This window comes from Pseudomonas sp. GM17 (genome assembly GCF_000282175.2).
GTDB lineage: Bacteria > Pseudomonadota > Gammaproteobacteria > Pseudomonadales > Pseudomonadaceae > Aquipseudomonas > Aquipseudomonas chlororaphis.
Genome location: NZ_CP124732.1, coordinates 706,385 through 733,290, shown reverse-complemented (window position 1 = coordinate 733,290; position 26,906 = coordinate 706,385). Strand labels below are relative to the sequence as shown.

13 protein-coding genes are annotated in these 26,906 nt (G+C 55.0%); 4 read left to right on the top strand and 9 right to left on the bottom strand.

Going from position 1 to position 26,906, the window contains the following annotated elements; translation table 11 throughout:
- Positions 1 to 1,207: 1,207 nt before the first annotated feature.
- On the bottom strand, positions 1,208 to 2,047 hold the full coding sequence (locus PMI20_RS03325; RefSeq protein ID WP_007921055.1) for a BrxR family helix-turn-helix transcriptional regulator: 840 nt from the start codon (positions 2,045 to 2,047) through the stop codon (positions 1,208 to 1,210).
- A 126-nt stretch (positions 2,048 to 2,173) separates the two neighbouring features.
- Here PMI20_RS03325 and mblB point away from each other — a divergent pair, with 126 nt between their 5' ends.
- The 4 genes from mblB to PMI20_RS03305 all read left to right on the top strand — a co-directional run bounded on the left by mblB (position 2,174) and on the right by PMI20_RS03305 (position 8,216).
- Positions 2,174 to 3,352: an anti-phage 6A-MBL system MBL-fold protein gene (mblB, locus tag PMI20_RS03320; RefSeq protein WP_007921057.1), complete on the top strand. Its 1,179-nt coding sequence runs from the start codon at positions 2,174 to 2,176 to the stop codon at positions 3,350 to 3,352.
- Entirely contained in the window at positions 3,349 to 5,616 is a 2,268-nt protein-coding gene (gene cap2-3 / locus PMI20_RS03315; protein WP_007921059.1) for an anti-phage 6A-MBL system cap2_3 protein, read from the top strand. The genes mblB and cap2-3 overlap by 4 nt, the downstream gene beginning before the upstream one ends.
- A 448-nt stretch (positions 5,617 to 6,064) precedes the next feature.
- On the top strand, positions 6,065 to 6,667 hold the full coding sequence (locus PMI20_RS03310; protein WP_007921061.1) for a hypothetical protein: 603 nt from the start codon (positions 6,065 to 6,067) through the stop codon (positions 6,665 to 6,667).
- A 238-nt stretch (positions 6,668 to 6,905) separates the two neighbouring features.
- The gene (locus PMI20_RS03305; RefSeq protein ID WP_007921062.1) at positions 6,906 to 8,216 is read left to right on the top strand and encodes a hypothetical protein; all 1,311 of its coding nucleotides are present in this window, start codon (positions 6,906 to 6,908) and stop codon (positions 8,214 to 8,216) included.
- Positions 8,217 to 9,023: 807 nt separating this feature from the next.
- On the opposite strand, the gene PMI20_RS03300 is transcribed toward PMI20_RS03305, so the two are convergent.
- From PMI20_RS03300 to PMI20_RS03265, 8 genes are all read right to left on the bottom strand, one after another.
- Positions 9,024 to 9,443, bottom strand: a complete 420-nt coding sequence (locus PMI20_RS03300; protein ID WP_081502412.1) for an SMI1/KNR4 family protein — start codon at positions 9,441 to 9,443, stop codon at positions 9,024 to 9,026.
- A 15-nt stretch (positions 9,444 to 9,458) separates the two neighbouring features.
- Positions 9,459 to 11,381 carry an HNH/ENDO VII family nuclease gene (locus tag PMI20_RS03295; protein ID WP_284171602.1) on the bottom strand — a complete coding sequence of 641 codons (1,923 nt, stop codon included), beginning with the start codon at positions 11,379 to 11,381 and terminating at the stop codon, positions 9,459 to 9,461.
- A gap of 98 nt (positions 11,382 to 11,479) precedes the next feature.
- Positions 11,480 to 19,312 carry a two-partner secretion domain-containing protein gene (locus tag PMI20_RS03290; protein ID WP_284171600.1) on the bottom strand — a complete coding sequence of 2,611 codons (7,833 nt, stop codon included), beginning with the start codon at positions 19,310 to 19,312 and terminating at the stop codon, positions 11,480 to 11,482.
- A gap of 25 nt (positions 19,313 to 19,337) precedes the next feature.
- Positions 19,338 to 21,050: a ShlB/FhaC/HecB family hemolysin secretion/activation protein gene (locus PMI20_RS03285; protein ID WP_007928968.1), complete on the bottom strand. Its 1,713-nt coding sequence runs from the start codon at positions 21,048 to 21,050 to the stop codon at positions 19,338 to 19,340.
- A 574-nt stretch (positions 21,051 to 21,624) separates the two neighbouring features.
- Positions 21,625 to 21,990, bottom strand: a complete 366-nt coding sequence (locus PMI20_RS03280) for a histone-like nucleoid-structuring protein, MvaT/MvaU family (RefSeq protein WP_284171597.1) — start codon at positions 21,988 to 21,990, stop codon at positions 21,625 to 21,627.
- Positions 21,991 to 22,051: 61 nt separating this feature from the next.
- A complete protein-coding gene (locus tag PMI20_RS03275) occupies positions 22,052 to 23,887 on the bottom strand; it encodes a TniQ family protein (protein WP_284171595.1) in 1,836 nt (611 codons plus the stop codon).
- A gap of 84 nt (positions 23,888 to 23,971) precedes the next feature.
- Positions 23,972 to 24,913 carry a TniB family NTP-binding protein gene (locus PMI20_RS03270; protein WP_007924468.1) on the bottom strand — a complete coding sequence of 314 codons (942 nt, stop codon included), beginning with the start codon at positions 24,911 to 24,913 and terminating at the stop codon, positions 23,972 to 23,974.
- Positions 24,910 to 26,868, bottom strand: coding sequence for a TnsB C-terminal domain-containing protein (locus tag PMI20_RS03265; protein ID WP_007924469.1), 1,959 nt, complete (start codon positions 26,866 to 26,868; stop codon positions 24,910 to 24,912). Before PMI20_RS03265 ends, PMI20_RS03270 begins: the two co-directional genes overlap by 4 nt.
- Positions 26,869 to 26,906 lie beyond the last annotated feature (38 nt).

Below are 26,906 nucleotides of genomic sequence, written 5' to 3'. Positions count from 1 at the left end.
CCGAGACAGCATGGAGCACGGAGTTAGCGTCTAAGCCGTACGCAAATTCCTACCGGCCTAAGTAGTACTCAGGAATGCTGACGACTCAACAGTCTATGAGATGGCTCAATACGCCACCTTCGAACACGCACCTGCTTGCCTAATAGCCCCTATCACTTTGTTCCTGATTGCCTCTGCGGTCGTAGACGCTATAGGTCTTCCATACTGATCGAAAGCCATTCGACCTACGGCTATAGGGGATCCTGGTGAAAGAGTCCTGACCGATTCATTCTGAGCCAGTTTTTTTGGCCACGATGATACCTTAACGACATTAGCCTCCGAGCAAGTAATGTGAAGGGATGGTGCTTTTGTCGACAACACACTTGCTGGACCTAAAGCCTCGACGGGCACCTCGTCCTCATAAACGAATCCAACGTACCACGAACTACGATACAAATCTGCACGCGGAGGCCAGTGAAGGTCAAACCGAACAGGAACATCCGTATCCTTAGGAAGGGCGACAAGAGCTACGTCCGTATCGTCTGTATAATTAAACCCTCGATCAGCTGAAAGCGCGACCCAAGCTCTTGCAGTGTCACGTAGACCGGAGTTTCTCAAGACAATGGTAGCTGCATAGCTTTTCGTCACTTGGTCTGAATACGAATCGTGCCTCTCTTCAGATACAAACGTCTCTCCAGAAAGAACAGAGATTGAGGGGTGACCAAGTGCAATCTGGTCGTTATATATCTTCTGAGCAAAAGCCTGTGAAGCTTCGGCGACCTTATTTGCACTCTCGGCGGCCTGCCACGTGAAAAAGGCAGCGATCGCAGATGCAATCGTCGCTACGAGCGAAAGTCCACCCAGGAAACCCGCACTGGACACGAACCGCCATATAAAGCGAACGAGCCGGACGGTGCCTTGAACTATTGAAAATACGCCGTCACGAAGCGCTTCCAATCGCAACTGCCATTCCCAAGAAATATTCATGCTAGAGCCTTAAAAACGAATACCGATGCTTTATCGGCAGAATGCTAGCCAACTTAATGCTTGATGCCAGACATAGATTTTATGTAAGCATCCACCAAACTCATCCTGTGTGAACTAGACAGACAAGCAGCACGATACCGGCTTACGAACTACCACGAACCTCCGCCCCTGAAGCAACTCGCCAACTGCATAGAGTGCTCTTCATCCTTCTAAAAACCAAGAAAAGATATTTCTAAGGCACTCACTCTTCTTTAAGCAAAATAATTTGCTGGCTGTCTGCCACCTCTTGACCAGGCACACTCAAGTTGAGCCGCTTCTTGAGATAAAAAAGCAACGCACGTCGCGTCTTTATAATAGCCTGGCCATTGACCATTTTATAATCGCGCTCAATAGCTTGCCTTCGAGGCTTTGAGTAATTTGGATTCGGACCAATAACTAGAGTGACGAAGGTATTCCAATCATTATCTTCGGGAATCTCAGATTTCGGGGTAAGCATCTCGCCTGTAGAATAAATTCTCCCCAAAACAAAATCCTTATGTTTTCCAGATCTCAAGCAGAAGGCCCTGAGATGCCAGCGAAATCCGTCAAAAGCAAATGCTCTTGGGAATACTTGGCGATCCTCTGGGAGCGGATGCTCCATTGATTGGTATCCAATCACGATCGCCGCTTGCTGTTGGATCGCACGTAGTAGGGCAAGCATCACATCGATGTCGGCGTTGCGGTTGGGAAACGGCAATGTGTCCACTTGCGGGGACCAACCAACGAAGCTATCGCTATGCGCCACTGTCCCTGAGTTTCTCCATAGCAACTCATTTAGGTATTGGGTGCTGTCAGGCCTGTTTAGGGCTGGCTCGAAATTTTCCGCGGCGACATAGGTCTTTTGAGTTCGATCGTAGACCATATTCTGAGGAGCAATTTCTTGGTATCTCGACAGATCCAAGGAGGCCTGAGGAACGGAGATCTTAAAGAAATTCGTAAGGTCAGAGCGGTTGAGCCGGCCCTCCCAAAGCAACCTGAAGTCGATGAACTCAAGACGACGCTCCTGCCCCCAGCGGCCTGCACGTGGCGAGATCTCACTCATACCTTTGATTTTCCTATGGCTTTTAGTGGGAATAAAAAATATTCGTACAAAAACTAGACTAGCATAATTTCTAGTCGTATTTTAGCTCCCAAGGGTGGCCTATCAACCAACGCCCCTGGAGGATCCATGACTGCGAAAGTAACCTTCTTTCCCGTAGACAATGGGGATATGACTTTAGTGCGCCTGGCTGATACTCGGGTCACTACACTGCTGGTCGACATCCATATACGCCAGGCTGCAGACAATCCAGCGGATCCTACTCCGGACGTGGCGAGCGAACTGCGAAAGCGTCTCCAGTACGACAGTAATGGACGCCCGTTTGTGGATGCATTTCTTCTGAGCCACCCCGACAAGGATCACTGCTCAGGACTGCGCAAGCATTTCTGGTTGGGTGCGCCAGAAGATTACCCAGACGATGACCTAGAGATGACAAAGAAACGAATTCTGATTCGTGAGCTCTGGTCGTCACCAATGGTTTTCCGTCGGGCCTCAAAAGGCCATACACTCTGTGATGATGCGAAGGCATTTAATACTGAGGCTAGGCGCCGCGTGGCGTACTGGCGGACTTACCGGTCTGCAGGGGACGGCAATCGGATTCGCATCATGGGAGAGGATGAGAATGGTAAAACCGATGATTTGGCTCCGATTCTAGTGAAAGCTGGAGAAGCTTTCGAGCAGATCAATGGTCAGTCGACGGCAGGACTCTTCACCGCACGCCTTTTGGCCCCCTCCCCCAAACAGGATGATGCAGAGCTTGAGGAGACACTGTCGAAAAACCATTCCAGTGTGATCCTCAATATTCACCTCTCGCCGTATCAATGGGCGGCCAATGCAACTCGTTTTCTCACTGGGGGAGACGCGGAGGTAGCTATCTGGAGGCGACTTTGGGAAAAGTACGAGCTCACTCCTGAAGTATTAGCATACGACCTTCTTCAAACGCCCCACCATTGTTCATGGCACTCGCTCTCTTACGACAGTTGGTCAACCTATGGCGAGGAAGCTGAGGTCTGTCAGGAGGCTCGGAATGCTTTGGGGCAGGCACGTGAGGGGGCAACCATCGTCTCTAGCAGCAAGAAGATTCTGAACGACGACATCGATCCGCCCTGCATCCGAGCTAAACGCGAGTACAAGTCTATTCTTCAACCAGTCGATGGCAGCTTTCTGTGCACGGGGGATCTCAAAGGACCTGAGCCCCTTGAGCTTGAATCTCAGTCAGATGGAACCTTGACTCGGGTTATTGTCGGGTTGGGGAGCGCTGCAGGTAGCGCTGTTGCGGCGGCAGCCCCCCGGGCTGGCCAAGCATGATCGAGTACTTCGATTGGGGACGTCCCCTCGGTAGGCAAGATGTTGAGCAATCATTGAGTCCGCTGGCCCAGTCATTGCTCAGGGCCTGCGAGAACAACCCTTACATCGAGATAGTTGAGCTGTGTGCAGGGGAGGATTGTGGCCCTGTAGAAGCGATCATCATTGATGCCTGCGATGGGACCGTTCCGCGAACGAACCCCGGAGGCATCCATCGCAATGAGCGGCTTGCCATTACGGTAGGACACAGTGATGGCCTTCAGATGCCGGTAATTGTTCGCCCATTGCGTAAAGACTTCCCCGCCCTTTCTCACCAGCATCCGACACCTCCTGATACGCCTCGCGCACTGTGCCTGTACAACATCGCGTGGAGTACGGTGGAGCGCACGTGGACAGCTGAGCGCTTCCTTTCCAGGCTCTTCTGGTGGCTACGCGAATCCGCTGCGCTGAAACTCCATCGCGAAGATCAGCCCTTGGAGCAGCTCTTCTATATGAGCCCCTATCAGGTACTGCTCCCTGCCAACTTTCTAGAGCTTGCTGGTAGCAATGGTAATAGCTGCGTCATTGAGTTGATGGCGGGAGATTTCAGCGGCTCGACAACATTCCGTATTGCGCCTACAGCCTCCGACAAGATTGCCAAACAGGAGCTACGTGGCTACAGATTGCTATCGCTTGCTGTTGATGGGGTTGGCTCATCCGCGGTACTGGAGTTCCCCCGGACCCTTGGTCAGTTACATGAGCGTTTAAGTGCTTGGGGAAGCAATCTAGCCACCCGTCTATACGAGATCCTCGTTGATGGGATTCCTGCCAGTGGCCTCTCTGCATCGTCGGAGATGAAGCATGAGGGGCTGTTAATTGTCGTCAGGATTCCACGACTTCGGGATGGCCAGGTGGAGCGGTATGACGCTCTGGGGTACCTGGTTATGAGCTCGTTCTTTGAGCTTGCCAAAGCATGTGGAGTGATCTCGCTTCCTGATGCGGGCGGGCGATATTTTCATTCGCCATTGATCGGTCTGCCGGCGGGTGAAATGCCGGCAAACGATTGGTGCTCCACTGCACTGGTCCCAGTCGAAGTGCGCATTGCACTAGATGCGGACAAAGCACGAAAAATTTCTGCATTGGATCCAGCAACAGCAGATTTCAAAGGTGTGTTGGCTGGTACTGGTGCACTTGGTGGCATGCTCGCCGACATCTGGACCCGACAAGCATGGGGAAAGTGGACGTATGTAGATCCTGATCAGTTGCTACCCCACAACTTGGCCCGCCATGTTGGCTTCGATGATCAGCTTGGATACCCCAAGGTCGATGCTGTGCAGGCATTAGCCTGTAGCGTCTATCCAAACGAGTGTGTGCCGGTAGCTATCTCGAAAAGTATCGTTGACCAAGACGAGGAGGTTCTGGCTTCACTGGCAAATGCGAACCTTCTTGTGGATGTTACTACTACATTCAGCGCACCTAGAGAACTAGCCCAACGAGACAACGTACCGAGAACCGCTAGCTTGTTCCTTACGCCATCGGGTAGGGCATGCGTTTTATTGCTTGAGGATGTAGATAGAACAATACGAACCCCTGCATTAGAAGGGCAGTATTACCGAGCCATTCTTGGGTCGGATTGGGGGACACACCATCTTGATAATCATTATGGAGATATGTGGGTTGGCGGAGGGTGTCGTAATATTTCCGTTCGCTTACCTGTCGAGCGTGTTCACCTGCATGCGGGGATTCTTTCTCGTCAACTTAGGAAAAGCCTACTGACGCCAGGTGCTAGAGCCTGTGTGTGGACCGTTGACGATCAGTCTGAGTCGGTGACAGCTTCAGAAATTGAGCTCCAGCCTGTGCATGCAGCACAAGTCAATGGGTGGTCGATTATCTATGACGATGGCCTGATTGCTTTACTCAGCCAGCTCCGTGAAAGGGCCCTTCCTTGCGAAACTGGGGGGATCTTATTGGGTGTGACAGACCTTAAAAGCAAAACCATCATTTTGGTCGATGCCCCCCCTACACCTGCTGATAGCCAATCTAGCCCGACCCACTTTGTCCGGGGGCGGGAAGGCCAAGAGGACACTCTAAAAGAGGCCCATCGGCGTACTGCGAGTGTGGTGGACTATGTGGGGGAATGGCATTCACACCCCCAGGGGTGCTCTGCAAGCGCCAGCGCAGATGATCAAACGCTTTTGGCTTCGCTTTCCAACTTGATGTCCGGAGAAGGGCTACCCGCACTTATGCTGATCATGGCCGATAGAGAGGTCAGTCTACACCTTGCTTGAAGTTTTTATTTCAATGGAGGCAGTACCACACGTGTGTCACGTGGCGAAATGGTTAGATTAGTTCATCATTTTAAGAGATCGAGAAAACTAGGCTCAGGGGCAGGGAATGGCAGAAGGTATTGAAATCGTTTTTTTACCTGTAAGTAACGGAGAGCACAGCGGAAGTGGAGTCACTCAATGCTGCGACCGAGCTCGCTATTGGCCAGGGTATTCAGCTCCCGTCTGCCGTTCATTTCGTACAGACTCCACATCACCGTGGTCGCCACAAGGTGCCTGCTTCGGAAGAGGTACCGCCCCATCTGAAGCCCATGGTCACCAACGCTTTCATCCGTTGCGGCTTCCATATTGGCCAGACCAAGGGCCTTGCCATCTACTGCTACCACAACATGCCTGTACGAAAAGGCTACGGGGCTATGACCTTCGTCCCTTTCCACTACGAGGTTGAAGAATGAGCAGTCTTCAGGGATTAGGTACAGGTCTGTCCAAGGCTGCACTCGTGCTCACCCCCTATGAGCATCCAGCCTTTCTTTGTCTCTTACCGCTTATGGTCATGACTATCACGCTGTACAGTAATCAATTGCTTCATCTAAAAGGGATCTTCGCGCTCGCAGGAGGGGCAGGACTGATGTACCTCCTGGCTGACATCGTGCGTAGTCAGGGTAAGGAAAAGGAGAGAACTCTCTGGCAGGAATGGGGCGGAGCGCCCAGCATCCAGATCCTGCGTCACCGAGATGACGTCTTAGATTCAGTCTCCAAGGAACGCTACCACGGAATCCTAGCTACAAAGATCAAAGTGACACTCCCAACTAAGGAGGAAGAGGCTGCGGATCCGGTATCAGCAGATGCAGTCTATGCCGCAGCTGGCAACTGGTTGCGAGAGGCCACACGCGATAAGAAAAAATTCGACTTGCTGTTCCGCGCTAACGTTACTTACGGCTATCGCCGAAATGGTTTTGGTGTGCGTTGGCTAGGCCTTATGATCTGCTTGGGGGGTCGTTGGCTGGGTTGTAGTGCGGCTGGGGCTCAGCTCTTGGGAGCAACGACTGAATGACGCAGCTACCCCAGAGAAGCGCTCTTGGGTGCGGGAGAAGTCGCCACGCTTGGAGCCGCCCTATTAATGGCGCTCATCTGGCTCTTCTATTTTTCAAAGTCTCGCGTACGCGAAGCAGCGTACTCATACGCTTACTGCTTCATTTTGGCCTGCGAGGTTCTTCCTCCTCGTGCCCCCACAAAGGCATCCAAAAAAGAGAAATAGCCAGAGAGCGAAAAACTCCAATGAGATTTTCTATATGCTGATAGAGTTCTTCAGTCCATATGTACGATTCTTCCACGGCGCGGCATATAGTCTTCATCAAACCCTAGATGGCCTGGGACTTTCCTCTACAGGATTCATTGAAAAAACTGCCGACGGGAGTTTGGTCGGTGGATTCGCTCCAGGCCAAGCAGTATTACCTGCCCTCGCCGCCTTAATTCTGCTTTCGCTCTGTGCAATTCCTGGGGTTTTGTTTGCAGGGTATATTCTTGGCAGAAAAAAAGGACTCGCATTCGTGGCCTTGGCACTGCTAGCGCCTGGTTTTCTAAGTGTTTCAGGAGTCCTGCCTGATTTTAATCTTACCCCAAGCAAATACAACGTAGGCGGGACTGGCTCTTTAGGCAGTGCTTTCGGCTTCATGCCACTCACTGTACTTGGCGTTATCTTTGGCTGGTGTTTGACAGTTATTTTATATGACACATTCAAACTAAATGACCGCTTCCGCCACTTCTATGATCACATCTGGTTTTTAGCAGCGATTCTAACGGGGATCTTCTTCGTGGCTGACTCTGGTTCACATGAAGACTCACAAGAGCTGGCTGAGTCTAGTTACACTTCACGCAATGCAAGTCTGTACTTGTTACGCCAGGTCCGTGAGTATGATGCTTACTGCTTAGAGTCTGGCTTAACCAATCTAGCTTCGTGCCGCTGGGCATCTCGCGTCCAGCAGCAGCTGAACGATTATGCAGCCTATCACCACAAGTCCTATAAAGAATTTGGCCCTCACACCAGTCGTGACATATATGTACCAACTTGGGGTCATATCTCGGATGAAGATATTATCCAGATACGAAAAGAGATACAGAGCTACAATAATAAGCGTTGTCCTGTTGAACAACTACGCGAGGGTGTTTCTAGAAGTACCGCTGCGTCTGGCTTCTGCCAGCAGGTACCTGCCGCCTATTGCGCTGCATTTCCTGACCCGCCAACGGGTCTCGTAGACAAATACATTATTTCAAAAACTGTTGCCCTTGCTTCTGAATGTATTGTTCCCTCCCTGGTAGTTTTCCGAGCTCAGCAAGAGAAACTGATATCCACCATTGGGAACAACGAGACAGACAAACACTATAGATGGCTATTCTTTATAATTTTCTCGACTGTGGTGGGGGGGAAGATCGCCAACTCCACTACTCGCATTGTCGATATGGATAATAGGCCAGGCACTGAAAGGCAAATTCTTATGAGCCTACTTTATTGGTTGGTAAAGCGAATTTACGCAGGTATCTCTCTAGTATGGAGGTTACTTGCTTGGGCTTACTACTCGATACGCCGTCAGAGCCAATCCTAATGCTGAGCTCCGATAAACGCGCTCGCATCTAGCTTATGTGACAAGTTTTGCGTTCCGAGCTCAATTGTCTAGGGACGCCATACTCCTTACCCTCCATGCATAACGTTAAAATATCTGCGACGTCGACTATGCCACTTCGTACGCTTCGCAGAGCATTTTCTATCTACTCTAAGTACATGTGAGGCCCATAGGGGTTCTTCTGTCGCCTCTGATTCTTCGAAGGGAAGGGCGCAGCGAGGCGTGCTTCCTGCTCGAACCACCTTATCAATTCCAATCGAAGATTTTTAGCTTTCCGCCGACCTTTCATAAAAGACTTTCCAAGAAACACTCAATGTCCTCATCATAGTCTGAGTAGAGACCTTAACCGGCATTTCTAGCCAAATAAGCGTCAGACTTCATTAGGCCACTACAAAACGAAAAAAGCACTTGACCTTTTCCCTGATCCGAAATGAGAAGTGTCCATACTCCATGGAATGTGGACACCTTGAATTCGGTCAGTTACCCCATGTCAAGCGTTATCTCAGCCAGATGGAGTTAGAGTGACGCGATGCGAGCAGTCATTCTTAATTACCTGTTCACCAGTTCCGGAAAACAACTAAACCAGCCGACGACAAAAAACTAGTAGTTCGGAGGTAAAGCCATCGGACAGCTAGGGGCCAACAAGCGCAACATGTTAGGCTTCGGGGTTCAAAGGGGTTTCTCCTTTGGAACGGCCGATTGTTTACGAATTGCGCATCTCATTTGTAAACAGTCGGTAACGTGCCCTTTCCGGAAAGCCTGCTAGCTCTACATGTAAGTATTTACCCTTCACTGTTCATCAATCCAGACAGCCTTAATCCAAGCACCTAGAGTTGGCCAACTTTCTGAGGATATACCATCGTGCGCCCAAAACCTGATATCTCCTTCATCCGATATACAGTAGTAATTTCCATTATCCTCACAAAATGGAAGCCATGTTTTAGGGAGTCCGGCGCTCCAAGCCTCTCTTGCGGCATGTAAGAGCTCTCTAGGATGATTTTGTGCAGAAGTAACTCTTAGTGCGTCCTTCCCATTAAAAACACTATCACTGGCCTCCTTGAGAAAAACTCTATACTCACCAGAAATGGTCATCCCTAGTTCTTTTTCATAGGAGTCCAGGAGACTCTCGCCTGGCAGTTCCTGCTGCACAGGTAACCTCATTCTGACGCTTTTAAGCTCGGCAATAGCTGAGTGAATATCAACAATCATCGCAGCATCTCCCAGTCAAAAGTCCAAAGATCTGGACTTCCAATAATCTTTCTTCCATTTTTCAAATTGCGCCCGGTTGATCCCAGACGGAATTTCGCTACCAGAGTTGATGTGAATCACACCGCTGTTCTTCTGGTGGAAACTCTGGGTAACCTCAGCAATTGGACCATCCTGCGTCTGAAGCATGTGGTGAAGATTTACTTTCTTCCCGTCAGTACCATACGGTGCCAAGCCGTTTTCCATCAACTGTTTGTTAGTAAAGCCAGTACTTGCGTCAACCCTGCTGGGGTCTATGAGGTCATTCCTTTGATATACCTTGTTCCCGCTAAACTGCACTGGTTCTTGTGACCAGTACGTTCGTTGCTGCCCGAAGAAAGTATCTGCTTGCTTGTCTAGCCCAGCCGTCCCGTTTGCACCTTGGATCGTCTTCCTCGCGCCAACGAGTATAGTCGCCCATTGGGTAACGTTACCCACCGTCTCGGGGGCTACATTGAAGCCTAACCCAGCAGCAAAGTCACTTGCTGACTGTACGGCCCCAGAGGCTATTCCTCCTGCCACAATCCGCAGTTGAGCAGTCATGTTAAACAGTTGAGCAGCACCCAGCACACGTTTCATGTCCTCAGAAATATCGCTGGCTGCTCGTGCCTGCGAAATGAGTTCATGCGTTTGATTAAATTCTGCAACAAAGCTCTGGTAGGCCGAATAACATCCTGCTGGGTCGGCTTCGCAGTAAGCGTTAAGGCGTTTATCGTTAGCGTTATTCAGATCGGCATATTTATCTCTAACCTGATCACAAGTATTGCTAGCAGAACACCCCCGTGCCTCCTGGATGAAAGCTTCGACCTCATTGTGTTCCAGGTAGTTATAAACCGTTGCCTGCTGCGCAACCCAACCTGCAACCTGCTGATCCTTGTCACTTCCACCAGCCGCCGCAGCGACCGTCATGCCCAACAGCTGCGAGGTCATTGCTAGCACTTCTTCATGTGCTACGCCCGGGAAAATTTCATCGCCGAATTTCTGGATCAACGCCTTGTTCGCGCCTGCAGCCAACGCTGCGGTCGTGAAGTCTCCGCCTGCGGCCTCGCCGATCAAACCACCAACGATGGCATGCACTGCAACTTTGCTCGGCAAGCCTGTGCCCGCCAAACGGTCGCCCACCTGTTCATAGATAGCCCCACTCAAAGCATCGGCTACTAAGCCGACCACTGCCTGGTTCAGGTTGTCTTTGAACTTTCCGCCGTTTGTGACGGTTTTCAGCGCTGAGTTAACCGCCAAGCGAACACCGATACTCTGTCCGCCAATACCACCGCTCACACCGGCTATCGCGTAGTTCTTCAGGCTGTCACTGGAGGTGACATCTTTAATGACCGCCCCCAGATTGCCCTTGTTGTTGATCGTACTGATCACTGCGCCACTGGCTGCCGATGTCACCACTGCGGTAGCCGCGACGTTCGCCCAGCCAGCGGCCGCCGCAGTACCCGCAGCCGAGGTGCCGGCCGCCGCCATTGCCGTTCCGGAACCTGCCGTGGCTCCAGCCGCCGTGCCCAAGGCAGCGCTCGCGGCCCCCGCCGTCAAGGCCGTCACAATGATCATGATCGCCAGCATCGCCCCTTGGCCGAGGCCCGAGTGGCTGTACTTGAAGCTGTCGTGGGCTTCCTGCACCTTGCGCCAGTCCACATCACCGCGCTGCTCAGCCTCTTTCAACCAAGCCAATTGCGGATCTGCCTGGACCATTGCGTCAATGGTCTGACTTACCGACTTCTGGTCGATTTGCTTGATGTCGATGTTCAAGCCATCTACGGCCTGAATGGCCAACTTCCCTTGAGCGACGATTTCAGTCTGGCGCAGAGCCTCATCGGTCGTACCTTTACCTTTGGCGCTGTTCCAGGCCAGGTTGCTACTGCTCTTCTCGTGGCTCTCCTGATGCAGATCCTTCACTGCTTCAAAGGTGATCGCCCCACCGCTGATCAGGGCCAGGTCCTTGCCGCTCTCCAGCTTCGCCGCCTGGTACTTCTGATCCCCGCCACTCTGGAGGGTCAGATCCCCCCGGTCTTGATCTCACTGACGATGTTTTTCACATCGGTGACTTCGTCGCGCTGGGTTTTCTTGCTGCCCCAACTGCCTTTTTTCTTCATGTCGTACAGCGAGTAATCGCTGTCTTGCGCGGCCAACAGTTCGAGTTTTTCGCCCGCGACCAGGTACGCGTCATTACCCGCCGTAACCCGACTGGCAATCAATGCCAAGTCCTTGCCCGCACTGAGGGTGACGTCACCGCCCGCCGTCACAGTGGTGGCCACCTGGCTGACATGGTCCTCCTGGCTGGTGACCTTCTTGGTCTTGTTGTAGGAATGCTGCTCATCCGCGGCCGAGGCCAGGGTCAGGTTTTCGGTGGCCGCGAGGGCGATATCGCGCTTGGCCTCGATCTGGCTGGCAATCGCACTGATATCACGACCGGCACTGACCGTCAGATCGCGGCCCGCTTCGAGGGTGGAGCCGTACTGGGTGATGGTTTGATCGCGGTGAGCACCGCGTTGACCGCTGACGATCTGCTCGGCGGAGGCGATGTTGACATCCCGCCCTGCCTTGATCGTGGTGTCGGCGCCGCTTTTCAGCACGCCACCGACGTTGTTGACGTCGCGCCCGGCAGTGAGGCTCAGGTTGTTGGCCGCCTCGATGCGCGCGGCGCTGTCGACGAAGTCGGTGCGTTCGCTGCGATAACCACTGCTGCTCTCGTGGGTGGTGACCGTGCGCTCGTTAAGCAGGTCGCCGTTGACGCTGGTCAGGCTGACGTCGCGTCCGGCGATGATGCCGCCCGCTTTGTTGGTCAGGTTGTTGCCGGCCAGCAGGTCCAGGCGTTTGCCGGCCTCCACCAGGCCGCTGTTGACCAGGTTCTGACCGACCTGGGCCGACAGGTTGGCCGTGGCGCGCAAGGTGCCGGCGTTGTGCAGGTCCTGGCCGGTGATCAGGTTGACATCGCTACCGGCAATCAGCGCGCCATCGGGCGCCAGACGGTTGTTGGCCTGGGCCAGGTACAGCACCGGCACCAGCACCTGCTCGCCGTTGACTTCGGCGGTTTCCATCCAGACGATGTCATGGGTCAGGGCCGCGACCTGTTCCGCGGTCAGGCTGACGCCGACCGCCAGGTTGAGCTGCTGCTGGCTCTTGAGGGCGTTGTCCATCAGGTACTTGAACAACGCCTCGTCGGAAGTCTGGCCATCGATGAAACGCTGGCCGGTACGGGCTACCACGGCCTGCTGGATCAGCCGTTGTTCATAGAGGCCATCGCCCAGGCGCTTCCAGCTGTCATCGGGGTTGTAGCCCAGGTTGGACAGCAGGTAGTCCGAGCTCATGAATTGCTTGAGGTCGGTGAGGGCCGGGTTGGTTTCGATCAGGTATTTGTTCGGGTTGGAACGACCAGCAGTGTCGGGTAGGCCCTGTACACGATTGATACTTTGCCCAACGGCGGCGGTGATCGGGCCGACCACCGCCGCGGCCGTATTGCCTGACTGGATAGCCTGCCCCTGGTTGCCTGGCAGGCCCTGCTGACGCTGTGCCGCACTAATGGCGGCCGCCCCCAGGGTCCAGCTTTGCGGTCCACTGTTGACCGGGGTGCTGCTGGTTTCCCCACTCAGACGGAACAACCCATTCTGCCCAGTCGGCAGGCTGAACCCCGGCAGGCTCAGCGGGTTGACCTGTTGCTGGGCCAGGTCTGGTGGTAATTGCTGGTTGAGGGTGATGCGGGTCGAGTAGCCACTTGCACCGCTCGCGCCCGAGGCGCCGGTATCGGTTTTGGTGCCGCTGCCAACATAGGTGTAGCCAGGACGAACCACGCTGTTGTCGATGTTGTTCTGCGCCTGGATGTTCACCCCGCCGCCCGCTTGGATCACCGCGGCGTAGCTTTGATCGCTGGTGGCCAGTGTTTGCGTCTTGCCGAGTCCTGTCAGCTCGGATTCAGCTATCCCGATAAAGCGGCTGATAGCGGCCTGCAAGCCACCCAGATCATCAGGGGTGTAACCCGGGCTCTCGAACCAGTATTTGTCGGTGACAGCATCGGCCGCGTCGTACCAGCGTCCAGCGTTACTCGTCCGCTCTGAGATGAATACCCGCGTGGTTTCGGTTTCCCCGGTTTCGATGCCGCTGTTGGTCAGGTTGTTGACCGTAGCCACCAGGTTGCCCGCGGTGGCGATGGTGCTGCTCTGGTTCAGCAGGTCGCCACCCTGGATGTTCAGGTTGCCGCCGGAGGTGATGCTGGACGCGGCACTGGCCTCGGTGACCTCGAATTTGTCGCGCTGGACAAGCTCCCAGACGTGGTTACGCTTGCCGCCGCAGTCGCCGGCGTTGACGCCTTCGATACAGGCGATTTCGCTAATCCTGGCGGTGTAAATGCCTGGGTTGCTGGTGGTGAGGATGGCGCGGACGTTCTGGATCGTACTCGCCGCCAGGCTCATATTGCCGTCGCTCTGAAGGTTCGCAGAGCTATTGAGAATGCTGCTGGCCAACCCGCCCTGGCCGTCACGGTCAATGCTCAGGTTGCCCAGGCTGTAGATATCGGCGTAGCTGTTGTTCAGCGAATCCAGCCGCAGGCTCATATCGCCGCCGCTGAAGATCAGCGCATGGTCATTGAGCAGCGCCCCGGTAGTCAGGGTGAGCTGCTGCGCACTGCCCAGGGTGCCGTAGTTGTTGACACTCGCAGCGCTCAGGGTGAGATCGGCGGCCGAGGTCAGGCGCCCCGAGTTGTTGAGCAAGCCACTGACCTTCACGGTGGTATCGCCACCGCCGGCCAGGCTGGCGGTGCTGCCGAGGTCAAGTTGCCCAAGCGCGAGGTTCATGGCCCCCAGGCTGCTGATACGACCGCTGCCGTTCAGGCTGCCCGCCAGGCTCAGGTCGAAGCTGCCGTCACTGGCGATCAAGCCCGCAGTGTTCCAGTTGACGCCGCTGCCGGTGAAGTGGTCAGAGGCCAGCAACTGGCCGTCGGCAGTCTGGGTGAGGTTGTTGACCTTGACCGTCAATTGCCCGGCCTGGATCACGCTGCTGTTGCTCCAGCTGTCCTGGTCGACCGTCAGGCTGCCGCGGGTGATCAGGCTACCGCTGGCGTTATTGAGGTTGGCCATGGCGATGTCGAAGGTGCCTGCGCCGACATGCAGCACGGTACCGCCGGCGTTCTCAAAACTACCGGCCTGGAACTCAAAATCCTGGTTGGCGGTTTCCAGGGTGCCATTGCGGTTATCGAACAGCCCCCCGATCTGGAACTCGGTCGTACCGCCCGTGCCCAGGGCCCGCAGTTGGCCATTCTGGTTGTCCACACTGGCGGCGAGTACTTTCAGAGTACTGTCGCTTTCGATAATGCCTTTTTGGTTGTTCAGGGCACCGCTGAGGTTGAGGTCGATCAGGCCTGCGGCCACTTGGCCACGCACCTCGCCGCTGTTGTCGAAGTTGTTGCCCGTGACCTTGAGCGCGCCTTTGCCATACAGGCCGCCATCGCGGTTGTCGAAGTCGCCGGTGGTGACCACGGCATCGCCAGTTTGCGCGGAGATACGTCCGCCATTGTTATCAATCCTGCCGGTGGTGAGGTTCAAACTCTGGGCCTGGACGATGCCACCCTGGCGGTTGTTGTTCAGGTCGTAGCCATTGCGCAGTACACCAACGGTGCGGGCTTCGAGGGCACCCTGGAGACTGGCCAGGACGCCACCGCGGTTATCGATCATGTTGGCCTTGAGGCTGACATCGCCGGTCTGGGCAATGACCTTACCGCTCTGGTTGTCGATATCCCCTGCGACGTCGAGGCTCAGACCGGTCTGACTCTGGATAGCGCCCTTGGCGTTATCGAGGCTGTCAGCCTTAAGGGAAAGATCGGCGCTCTGGCTGTAGATCAGGCCATCGCCACTGTTCTGCACCGCGTCCGTAGCCGTCAGCGATAGCGCCTGGGACGCCGCCACCGTGCCGCGATTGCGGTTATCCAGGGTGCCGGTCAACAGGGTGAGCAAACCCTGGCTGGCCAGTTGACCGCCTTGGTTGTCGATCCGGCTGGAGCGCTTGATCAGCAACGTGTCGCCGCTGGCGAGCTTGCCGTTGGTATTGGTCAAGGCGCCGAGCAGATCCAGAGTGACCGCGCCATTGCCGCTCAGGGTGCCGGCGCTGTTATCGAGAGCACTGCCAGTGATGCTGATCTGCTGCTGCGCCTGAATGGCGCCGCCGCTGTTATTCAGGGTCTGCGCCTGCACGTCGAGGGCTGTGCCACTGTCGATCAGGCCGCCCTGGGCGTTGTTAAGCTCGCCGTCGACGACCAGGGCTTGCTCGCCGCCGCTGGAGACAATGCCCTGGGCGCTGTTGTCGAGGCTGGCGGCCTTGACGGTCAGTTGTTTTTGGCTGACCAGGGCGCCGGAGCCACTGTTGAGCAGTTGATTGCTCAGCTCGATATCAAGGTCGCCATCACGGCTGGAAAGGGTGCCGCTGTTGCGGTTATCCAGGTCGTTGCCTTTGACGATCAGGCCTTGCCAGCCGGAGATCAGGCCGCCCTGGTTGATCAGGCTGCCGCCATTGAGGGTCAGCAACTGGTTGCTGATCAGCTTACCGCGGCTGTTATCCAGGGTACGGCCGGTCAGGTCCAGGCTTTGCGTGCTGGAGATTTCGCCATCCTGGTTGTTCAGGTCACGCAGGTGCGTGATGGTCAGCGAACCGGCGGTGGTGATCAGCCCGGCACTGTTGTTCAGGTCACCGGTGGACTGGCCGAGGTCGATGGCAATGGCACTGCCCAGCAGCGAACCCTGCTGGTTGTTCAAACCCGTACTGTTGAGGGTCAGGGTGTTGGTGGCATTGATCAGCCCGTCGTTCTGGTTGCTGAGCTGGCCTGCAACGTTCAGCAGCAAGTCACTGCGACTGGTCAGGGTGCCGCCGCTGTTGTCCAGGCTGGCGGCACGGCCATCGATGGACTGGGCAGCAATCAGGCCGGTGAGGTTGTTCAGGACCTGTTCGATGCGCAGGGTCAGGGCCTGGTTGCTCAGCAGCTTGCCATTGCTGTTGTCCAGACTTTCGGCAGCCAGGGTGAAGGCCTGGGCGCTGGAGATTTCCCCGCCCTGGTTATTCACTCCCTTGAGGTTGTTCAGCATCAGCAGCGGCGCATTGATCAGGCCGCCCTGGTTGTTCAACTGGCCATGATTCAGGTCCAGGTCCACCGAGGTTTCACTGACGAGTTGGCCACCTTGCTGATCCAGGCCGCTGACCTTGGCCGTCAGCGCTTTGCTGCTGCTGAGGCTCCCACCGTCCTGGTTGGTCAGCTGTCCGGCACTGATCTCCAGGGTGTCACGGGTGCTGACCGTACCGGAGTGACTATTGTCGAGCGCGCCGGTGCTGATCTTCAGGGCCCCCAGGCTGCTGAGGGTGCCCTTCTGGCTGTTGTCCAGGCTGGCACTGCGCACCTCCAGGGTGCCATCGGTGACCAGTTGACCGCCCTGGTTATTCACCGCCTGCTGTGTCGTTACCGATAAGGGGCCTGCACTGGACAGACTGCCCAGGCGATTGTCGAGATTCGCCGCCTGTACGCTCAGCACGCCTTCACTGCTGATCAGACCTTGACGGTTGTCAGCATCGCCGCTGAGCTTGATATCGACACCCTGTTGGCTGAGCAGGCTGCCACCGCTGTTGTCCAGACGTTGGCCCAGGAGGCTCAAACCGGTCTGGGCGCTGAGCTGCCCCTGATTGCGGTTCAGCACCTGATCCACCGCCAACGTCAGATTGGTGCCCGCCGTCACCCGGCCGCCATCGCTGTTATCCAGCTGCTGGCCGCTCAGGCTGACTGTGCCTTTGCTCGAGACTTCGCCGCCACGGTTATCGACACTGCCGACCTTGAGTTCGACGCCTTGTGTGGCGCCGACCAGGCCGTTTTGGCGGTTATCCAGGGTAGTGCCGTCGAGCTTGAGCGTACCTTCGGCAACCAGCGAACCGTTTTGATTGCTGCTGTCGGCAAGGTGCGCAGTAAGGTCTTTTTTGCTGGAGATCTGCCCGCCGCTGTTATCCAGGCGAGCGGCGCTCAGTTGGGTATTACCGTCCCCGATCAGGATGCCGGCCTGGTTCTGAAAAGCCCCGGCCACCATCACCTTCGCTTCGCCACGGCTGCTGAGCAGGCCTTCGCGGTTATCCAGCATCATGCTGCGCAGGTCCAACGTACCGGCCGCGATCACGCCCTTGGCATTGACCAGAGCCTGATCGACCTGCACGGTCATTGCCTGGTTACTGGCAACACGCCCCGCGGCACTGTTGTCCAGCGCACCGGCCTTGAGGTCGAGTGCCTCCTGGCTGGTGAGCTGACCATTCTGATTGTTGATCGCGCCGCTGGCGGTCAGGCTCAGGCTTTTTCCAGTCGAGACCAAGCCTGCCACGTTATCCAGACTGGCGACATTCAGGGCCATGGCGTCCAGGCTGGAGAACTCGCCACTGCGGTTGTTCAGCTGGCCGATGGTCGCGCTCAACGGGCCACTGCTGGTCACCAGGCCGCCTTGGGCATTGAGCAGCTGGTTGGCGTTGACGTTCAGGCTGCCGGTACTCAGCACCCTACCTTGGTTCTGGTTATCCAGGGTGCCGGTGCTGATCGTCGCCGCTTGTTTGGCGCTCAAGGTGCCACCCTGATTGTTCAGGGCTTGAGTCGCGCTGACGGTCAGGTTGCGACTGGCAATCAGGCTGGTGCCGCTGTTGTTGAGCACCTGTGTGGTGACGTAGAGGTCGCCACTGCTGTTACGGCTGTTGTCGGCGTTGACCCCGGCCTCGACGATGTCGTGGTTGGTCAGCTGACCACCGCTGGAAAGGCTGATACGGTCGCGGGCGGCCAAGGTTTTCTGGCTGTTGAGGTCGCCCCGGCTATTAACGTCCAGGGTGGTGCCGGCATACACCGGTCCTTGCACGTCCACACTGGCGGCCTTGACGGCGATGGCCCCTGTCGCGGCGGCCTGCGCCATGCTCAATCGCCCGTTGGCATCGATCTGGATATCACCGCCGCTGGCCGCGAGATTACCGGCCAGCTTCACCCCAACACCCGCCTCGGTACCCACCAGTTTGATTGCCCCAGCGTACATGCCGCCCAGAGCGCTGGAGTCGATCGCCAATTGTGGAGCGTCCGCCGGGTTGGCGGCGCGGGCGGTGGCGTTCAGGGTAGTGGCGTCAACGTCGTTGGCACCAGCGATCACCGCCAGATGCTTGGCGTTGATCTGCGCGTTGATCTGGGCGCTGCGGGTGATGATTTCGAAGCTGTCGATGTTACTGGCATCGATCCCGCTTCCCTCAATCACCACCTGGCCTTGATCGACCTGATAGCGGCTGAGCTGGCCGTTCTCGATCACCGGTTTACCGGTGGTCAAGGTGGCTTTCGGGGTGTTGATAAAGCCACAGCCGTTGCAGCTGATGCCGTAGGGGTTGGCGACGATGACATGGGCCGACTGGCCGGCCACCTCCGTGTAACCGCGCAGTTGGCTGGGGCTACCGCCGTTGACTTCGTTGAGAATGGTTTGTGCCGCAGCGCCCTTGAGGTTCGGGTTACCGAGGATGATGCCGCCCAGTTGTGTGTCCTGAGTGCGGACCGCGGCGTTATTGAGAATGACGCCGTTGCTACCGACGTTGTAATCCTTGAACTGGTTATGCGACAGGCCACTGCCGTTAGGCGCGGCGATATTGACGATAGGTACGCCGTTGCCCGCCTGGCCCAGGCTGGTGCCCGGCGCGCTGACCACGATGCCGTCCGCCTGGGCCCACAGCGGTTGCCAGAACATGGCGTTGGCCAGAATGAACGCCAGGCCACGCTTGGACAGGCCGCAGAAGTGCTCGTGGGTATTCAGGGCGGCAGAAGGCTGGCGAGCCAGCAGAGCAAGGTGGCGAGCGTACATGTCGAAGGCCTCGAAAAAGCTTCAATCAAAGAAAGAAATCCAGGCTGAAATAGATCGGCGCTTCGCGCTCAGTGATCACGTTCGGGCGTTCCAGGGAATGGGCGAAGGTCACGCGGGTCGACACGTACTGCCCCCGGGCAAACAGCTCCAGCGAGTTGCTGGACACCCGGCCATGCACGTTGTCGTTGTAACGGTCATTGCGGATCACGCCCTGGTCATAGCCCACACTGGCGCCGTACTCGCCAAACACCGGGCGCAACCAGCCAAGGGTCACCGGCCGGCTCCAGCGCAGGTCGTTGCGCCAGTAACCGCCGCTGTCGCCGGTGAGGGTTTGATCCTTGTAGCCGCGCACCGACGATGAACCACCTAGGCTCAAACGCTGCGGGCTGAACAGCACATCCTCGCTGCGTTGGCCGGTCATCAGGCTGGTGAAACTGAAGGATTCGCCCCACAACGTGAACGGCTGCAGATAGCTCAGGGTGGCGGTGTATTTGCGGTAGCGCGCATCCGGCTCGCCGGGGCCGGGATGGCCATTGCTCTGGGCATCGAAGGCGCCAATACCGTTCTGCATCCCCAGATCAAGGTTGACGAAGGCGCTGCCGATGCGCCGACCGTGGTTGATGCCGAACTGGGCCTCGCTGATACGGTTACTGCTCAGTTCGAGCTTGCTGTCTTCGATGAAATTGTTGGTGCGCAAATAAGCCAGGCCAGCATTGAGCGAGGTCTTGCTCACCGCATCGCGGTGGATCACGCGCTCGGCACGCAACTGGTGATTCTGGCTATCGCCGGTCTGCTTGAAGTCGAAGCCGTTGGCCTGGGCCAGGGCGCGGTACTCGCTCTGGCTGTAGGTGTAACTGAAGTTCCACCAGCCCCAGGGAACGTTGTAATAGAGCATCGCGTTCTTCGAGGTTTTCTGGTGATCGCTGATCGCGTCATGGCCCCCATGCAGGATCAGTTGATCCGCCAGGCCCAGTGGGCTGTCCCATTCAAAACCGGTGTTCCACTGCTGCTCGCCGGTGCTTTTCTGCCCGTCGTTATTGCGCGACAAACTGGCACGCCAAGGCTTTTGTGGCGTGTTCTTGACCAGAACCTCACTGCCTCCAAGCTCCTGGCCCGGGGACAATTCCATTTGCGCCTGATTGGAAGGCAAGCGATTGAGCTGGTCGATCGCCTGCTCGATCTCCCGCAGGTTGACCAGTGCGCCGACCTTGCCGGGAAAGGCCATGGCCAGCTCGCGCTCGGACAGTTGGTTGTCGGCTGCACCCCTCACCCCCTCAAGCCGCCCCTCGACCACGATTATTTTCAGATGACCGTCGGACAGATCCTGCTCCGGCAGATAGGCACGACTGGTCACCAGGCCTTTCTCGATGTAGTGATCGGTGATGACTTTGAGCAGCTCATTGAGCTGACCGACGCCCAGGCACTGGCCGATATAGGGCTTGAGCAGGTGTTCCTGCTCGCTGGCAGAAAGGCTATCAGCGTCCTTGAGTTCGATGCTCTTGATCGGGAAACAACGCGTATCGACCGGGGCAGTCGGTACGGTGGGAGCGACCTCTTTGCCGGGCAACTCCTTGAGTTCCTCCAGACGCCGACGCTGTTCTTCGAGCAGAAGGTTCTGGCGTTGACGGATCAGGTCGGTTTCACCCGGGGTGGACGCCGCATACACACTGCCTTGAGCACTGAGCCCCAACAGTGACAGCCCCAGAAAAAGTCGGCCCCGTGGCGATAAGAAATTCATATTCGATCCATCGAAAGACAAAGCCGAGAACTCGACATTGAAATAACGGCCAACAGAACAGCGGCAGTTAAATCAACATTGCCTGTAAAAAACGGACCGCCACAGAGGTCCGCTGGCACAGCCAAATTCCATTGCTGTGCAATGTCTCATAAGGATTCGGGGCAAAAAGAAAACCGACAGAATTGTTCAAATTTGCCCCACTGAGTAAAACATCAAAGCCAAAGAGATCAGGGGGGAATTAGCGCTTTGGGTGTACGACTCAAGCATGCCTTCCGTGCATGACCTTGAACTCGCCAAATGCATTGTTTTTAAAGAATTTTGCGTTTGAAACTTATGCCTCCCGAGCGGGTTCCAAGCGTTGGAAAGCCACCTGAACTAACGCGATGAGCAATATTTCAGAATGAACAGGTGATCCGGCGGGGCAAGCAGACCTATCACTGAAGCAGTGAGTTGTACTGGCATGTCAATCAGCGATCTGGCCATGGCGGCTGACGCCGTGCGCAAATAAAAATACCCCTCAAAAGAGGGGTATGGATGCAGTACTGCTTGAAAGGCTGAGGATAGCGTTACCTGCTTACTGAGTGCGCCACGACTCGACAACGTCTGCACCAAACTCGTTTTTCCACTCTTTCAGCTGACGATGGTTGCCGCCTTTGGTTTCGATCAGCTCGCCCGAATTCGGATTTTTGTAGATCTTCACATCACGAGCTTTGCGGACTACTTTTGGCGCAGCAGCAACAGGAGCACGACGTCCTGCCTCAGGATCAAGGATGTTGATAACATTCTTCAGACTGAAGCCGTATTTGCCAAGCAATGCACGAAGCTTGCTCTCAAACTCCATTTCCTTTTTCAGGCCTGAATCGCTTTTCATTGATTCGAGCTCAGCCAGCTGACTGGCCAGTTGCTGTTCGAGCTTTCGATATTCTGCCAAACGGGACATTGAGATTTCCTTGAGGTGAAGGGGGGACAAGAGCTATTACATGAGTATATCTAAGCAGCGGCTAGCGATCAGCCACCAAAGCCAAGCAATCGAGAAGTCTTTTACTTCTTTTCCACACGTATTGCCGACACTGAGCGCTCACAAGTGTTGGGCCTGCTACAGGCTTGAAACCATTTCTCCGCAAGTACTCTCGCACGTACTTACAAGATGTCGTCCCCATCGCAGTCAGCATTTCAGGGGCGAGGATATAGTTTTTATTGAAGCGGTTTATTGCGTTGGAACGGACCATCCTAGCTACCCGCCTACCACATTCAACCGTCACGCTACGTAGCAAACCTAAGCGTACCAAGGCGTAACCCACTTCCTGTTTAACCCCAAGCAGCTTTGCAGCATCGACGACCGATATTTGCGCTGCATGCCCCGCCATTTGAGGTATCTCTTCATTGAGATGCTTGACTTCGATTGGGTTTATCAACCATTTCCCAATGCAAAATCTCTTATCATTTCCCACACAAACGGCCGGTACCTCACCAGACTGTATCGCCCTCATCAACGCGGGAAACCCCTCAGTTGTAGGCAGGTAATGCTTGGCGAAATAGGAAACGCTAACGAAACCTAAACCGGGCTCGCCTCCGAAACTCCTTGGAATGAGTGAGCTAATTGAATCAAAATCGATAAACCATTTTTCGCCACGGTGAGGAACCTGGCCAATAGTCTTGAGTATTCCCGCATTTAAGAGCTGACGAACCCTGTCCTCGCTAATACAAAGCAAATGGGCGGTCTCTTTTAAATTAAGCGGGTCGCGCATGCGAGGCGACAGTTGACGGACGTGATCGATATTTACGACCGTTGTGACTTTTCCACTGCCGTAAGTAAAAGTTCGAACATCAAGCTCCTCGGATATTTGCATCCTACGCAAAAAAGACGCTGGCAACTTCGTGATTTTAGAGGCTTCCTTTAAAGAAACCCATCGATACTGACGCAAGGCAATAGCGCTCAAATTGCGATTTCTTCTTGCTAACGGAGCATCCCACTCCTGGATAACGTAACTTTCAAATTCAGCACGAAGAAAATCAAAGCACGGCTCACTCAGCTCGTTGTAAATATCTCTATATATTGGCCCGAACGCAGTAGGCAACTTCCAACTTGATCCTCTTTCCCGTGCAGCCCTGAGGTCACTCAATAAATCTTGAAACCCCTGAGGCCAGTTCATCAATACCTGGCCAGCTGCTTGAGCCAAAGCAGGGGCTATTTCAAGCGAAGCAGTTGCCGCTAGCTTCATAGGTTTACGAGATTCCCGATGAGCGCTCCTCACTCCAATGCGCATGGCTAAAGTGTGCAGCTGTTCATAGGATAGGAGTTCAAACTCCTTCCTATATGAGCGTCCATTCATCAGCAAACGATCTTCCAGTAATTTTGTAATCCATAAACGCTGCTCATCGGCAACCGAGGCTGAAGTGTTTGTTTCAATGAGTGAATGCCCACAGCAACCGCAGCTTTGGGTGAGCAGGGCACTTGAACCGATCCTCAGCAGGCAGTTCGAGCATTGATACTGAAGCCCGACCTTGTGTATTGAGCACGTCGTAGCAAGTGCAAGCCCCCAAGATTCACGCCAGTAAGCCGCCTCTGCCAAACACACAGGACAGTATTTGAGATGTGTTACCGACCATACCTTCATATTGTCGTTTTTAGGGTGGCGAATCTCTTTGGTCATCGAGGGCCAACTGGCAGGCCTGGAAAACTCACTCAGCCATTCAGACACGCGCTCATCACTGGATTTTTTGAACAGCTTGATTAGCTCACCATTCAAGAGACCATTACTTCGACCTAAGCGATGCAAGTAACCCACCAGGCTCTCATCGCACATGGGCTTGGGGTTTATCAACAGACCAAACATCAATCTGATTCCTTCCAAATAGACACCAGCAGGATCACCGTGTACGGCTGGTACCCGGGGTTTCCCCCCAGGTACCAACTAGCATCAAGCAGCAATGACGTCGAAGTTTTCGAAGGGCTCATGCCCCCCAATCAACGGTTTGAAGTCGAATGCAGGATCAAACGGATTACGCTCTTCAGGAGCCCCGCTCCAGACTTCGTCCCGAAATGCCTCGGCAAGTACCTCAAGGCTAATGCCCTCCGATTTCCGGTTCTGAACCAACCAAACGGCGCGATCCAAGATCTTGATCAGGTGATCAATCAAGCCAAATGACGCAAGATGGAACCGCCGGATCATTTGCTTTTCCGACAACTCGATCGACCTGACCGGCAGCAAGTCCCGAATGACCTGGAGCAGCATCGCGAACTGGGTCCAAGTAGCTTCAGTGAGAACGAATCGGTTGTAATCAACGGTTGCCGAGAACCTTCGCCGCAACTGTTCATTTGCCCAGAGCAAGCCTTCAGTCCTCTTCAGCCCGACAAGAACAAAGGTGATGCTGGTATCGTTCATCATGCTCTTGATCCAGTCTGCCGCCTCGTAGGCATCGTTGCGCTTGTAGTCAACCAGATGCTGCGCTTCGTCTAGGACGACAACTTCAACCTTCAGATTGGTCAAGAGCAGAATGATCCGGGCGAATTTGGCTTCTGCCGAATGGCTGCGCGCATCCGCATAGGGATCGTTCAACGCGGTCAACATCGCAGTCGCCAAATTCTTTTTGGTGGGCGAGGAAGGGATTTCCACAACCAGTACGGAGCGCTTCTCCGCCTCATTCCCTTGTGCTGATTCCAGTTCCCTGACGTACTCCTTGATCAAGGTACTTTTGCCCACACCGCTCGGCCCTTGGATGACCAATCCCTTGCTAGTCCCTGAGCGCCGGGTATCACCATGGACCTCAGCCAGTCGAGTCAGCGCTCGGTCTGCCTGTGGGCTGAGTATGAAGTGATGGCGCAGAGAAAATGGAGTCTGGAGCTTTTCGTTGGCCTTCATGGATTTGCTCCTGCGGATGGAAGACGGCTGGTGACCTTGAATGTCGGTAATACAGCGCCCGCAACAGTCGGATCCAACCACTCCAGCTCAGCGGCTACGATTGGAGCCTTAGGTGTATCCGCGGTACGACCTTCCCTGTCCAGTTTCGCGCGGGCCGCAGCACGACGTTTACGCAGTCTTTGAGAGCGACGCGCTTCCTCCGCATCCTCCACGAGATCACGACAGGCTTGATGGACCTGCTCGAAGCTGGGTTTAGCGTTTCCACTTTCTTGCAGTGCTTGCTCAGCAGCCTTCAAAAGCTCACGACTCATCCCGACCAGACGCTTGTCCTTCACAGGTACCTGCAGAAATACGTTCCTGAAACGGTCATGCACCCAGACATGCCCAGCCTCGTCGCGATACCGAACACTGACCTTTTCCTTAGGTTGCAGGCGCATTCGTAATTCAGTGAGTTCAGCTGAGTGATAACCATAGCCACCAACCTCAATGCCGTAATGGTGGACCTTCGTCGATTTTCGGTGAGCCAGAACACATTCAAGGGCATCGAGGTCCACAGGTAATCTGATCAGACGGTGGGACTCGTCAGCTTCCCAGACCTGAGCAGGTGTCCTTCCATTGAGACCACGGTGAGGCGTCTGATGGTAGACATCGACGATCCATTTCACGACGCTGGCTTCTAGTCGGGACAGCGTGAAACACGCGTGCTCCTCTGATTTGTAATCTCCCCTCTGCTGGACGTTGGAGAACGTCGTACCCGGTAGGTTATGAATAAGACCAAGGTTCTGGGTGCTAAAAAACCTCTCCACCGAACCTTTCATTTCAGGGCCTCTGGAACGCGGGTACATGATCTCGATACCGAGGTCGTCGAACCCCTTGATCAGGTCGCCCGCATGAAACTCAGCGGCATTGTCGGGAACAATCCGTGCAGGCAACCCATGAGCTCGCCATTCCTTCCGCACTTTAGGGAAGCGCTCTAATAAGTCAGCTTTCGGCTTGATGGAGCGCTCAATGACACGAAGAACAGTTTCAGTGTTAGGCGCAGCGAGGTGGAGCAAGTACCCCATGATCATGCGCGAAAACTTATCTAGCACGATGGTCAAGAAAGGACGCCCGATCACCAACCCGGTCTCTTCGTCCACTAGTTGCACATCCAGAAGGGTATGGTCGATCTCCCAACGATCCAAGATCCTATCGACCCAGAACATCTCGATGGCAGCGCGATGTTTTTTTTGGGCTGCGTTCTTGCCGAGGCGGCATACATCCACCTCGTAAGGATCAAGCTTGGCAATGTACCTACGAATGGTCATTCCGCAGGGTAGGGGCAGCTGCTGAGAGGGGAGGCGCCTAGCGTTGATCGACTTGATCATGTCGTGGTACTGACCAATAACGGCCTTAACGCGCGGGCGTTCTAGCTTCAAATAAAAATTGTTTATGACATCTTGTAGCAGTTCCTCTAATTCACCCGATATAACGCTTGTTCGCCCCTTCTGTGTATGTTTAGGAACCAGCCCTACAACATTTCTACCTACATATTTTTTATACCACCTTCTCACGGTCGAGATAGAAGGAGCGCATACATCATCTAGTTGCTGTGCAACACTCTTCAGCTTTTGCAGCAAAATATGTTTTTTAGGAAGCATTATCTGATCCTCGCCCATTACGCCTTCCAAGTACTTACGGCGGCGCAGGGCTTCTCTACTATGTTCGGAAGGAAAGCAAGTTAGATCGGGGGCAACGTTCCTTATACAAGGAACCTCCCCGAGGTAAGGTTGATCGGCACAAACTTCGATTTCACGCCTCTCATAACCGGCGTAAAACTCGGCCTCAGTCAACTTAGTGGGCTCGCCTAACTCATCAAAGAAAAGTAAACGCCGGTCAACCAGTCGCCGCTGGAGGGACATTGTTACGCCATGGATCACAACCGCTAGTTTTGCCTTAAGTGAAAAGGTTTGCATGGCGATGTCCTCCCGAGAGAAAAATCCCTGAGTGTTGG

Coding starts and splice junctions, on each gene's coding strand:
- PMI20_RS03305 (WP_007921062.1), top strand. CDS start 6,906: ATGCTGATAGAGTTCTTCAGTCCATATGTACGATTCTTCCACGGCGCG.
- cap2-3 (WP_007921059.1), top strand. CDS start 3,349: ATGATCGAGTACTTCGATTGGGGACGTCCCCTCGGTAGGCAAGATGTT.
- PMI20_RS03290 (WP_284171600.1), bottom strand. CDS start 19,312: ATGTACGCTCGCCACCTTGCTCTGCTGGCTCGCCAGCCTTCTGCCGCC.
- PMI20_RS03285 (WP_007928968.1), bottom strand. CDS start 21,050: ATGAATTTCTTATCGCCACGGGGCCGACTTTTTCTGGGGCTGTCACTG.
- PMI20_RS03325 (WP_007921055.1), bottom strand. CDS start 2,047: ATGAGTGAGATCTCGCCACGTGCAGGCCGCTGGGGGCAGGAGCGTCGT.
- PMI20_RS03280 (WP_284171597.1), bottom strand. CDS start 21,990: ATGTCCCGTTTGGCAGAATATCGAAAGCTCGAACAGCAACTGGCCAGT.
- PMI20_RS03270 (WP_007924468.1), bottom strand. CDS start 24,913: ATGAAGGCCAACGAAAAGCTCCAGACTCCATTTTCTCTGCGCCATCAC.
- PMI20_RS03310 (WP_007921061.1), top strand. CDS start 6,065: ATGAGCAGTCTTCAGGGATTAGGTACAGGTCTGTCCAAGGCTGCACTC.
- PMI20_RS03300 (WP_081502412.1), bottom strand. CDS start 9,443: ATGATTGTTGATATTCACTCAGCTATTGCCGAGCTTAAAAGCGTCAGA.
- PMI20_RS03275 (WP_284171595.1), bottom strand. CDS start 23,887: ATGTTTGGTCTGTTGATAAACCCCAAGCCCATGTGCGATGAGAGCCTG.
- PMI20_RS03265 (WP_007924469.1), bottom strand. CDS start 26,868: ATGCAAACCTTTTCACTTAAGGCAAAACTAGCGGTTGTGATCCATGGC.
- mblB (WP_007921057.1), top strand. CDS start 2,174: ATGACTGCGAAAGTAACCTTCTTTCCCGTAGACAATGGGGATATGACT.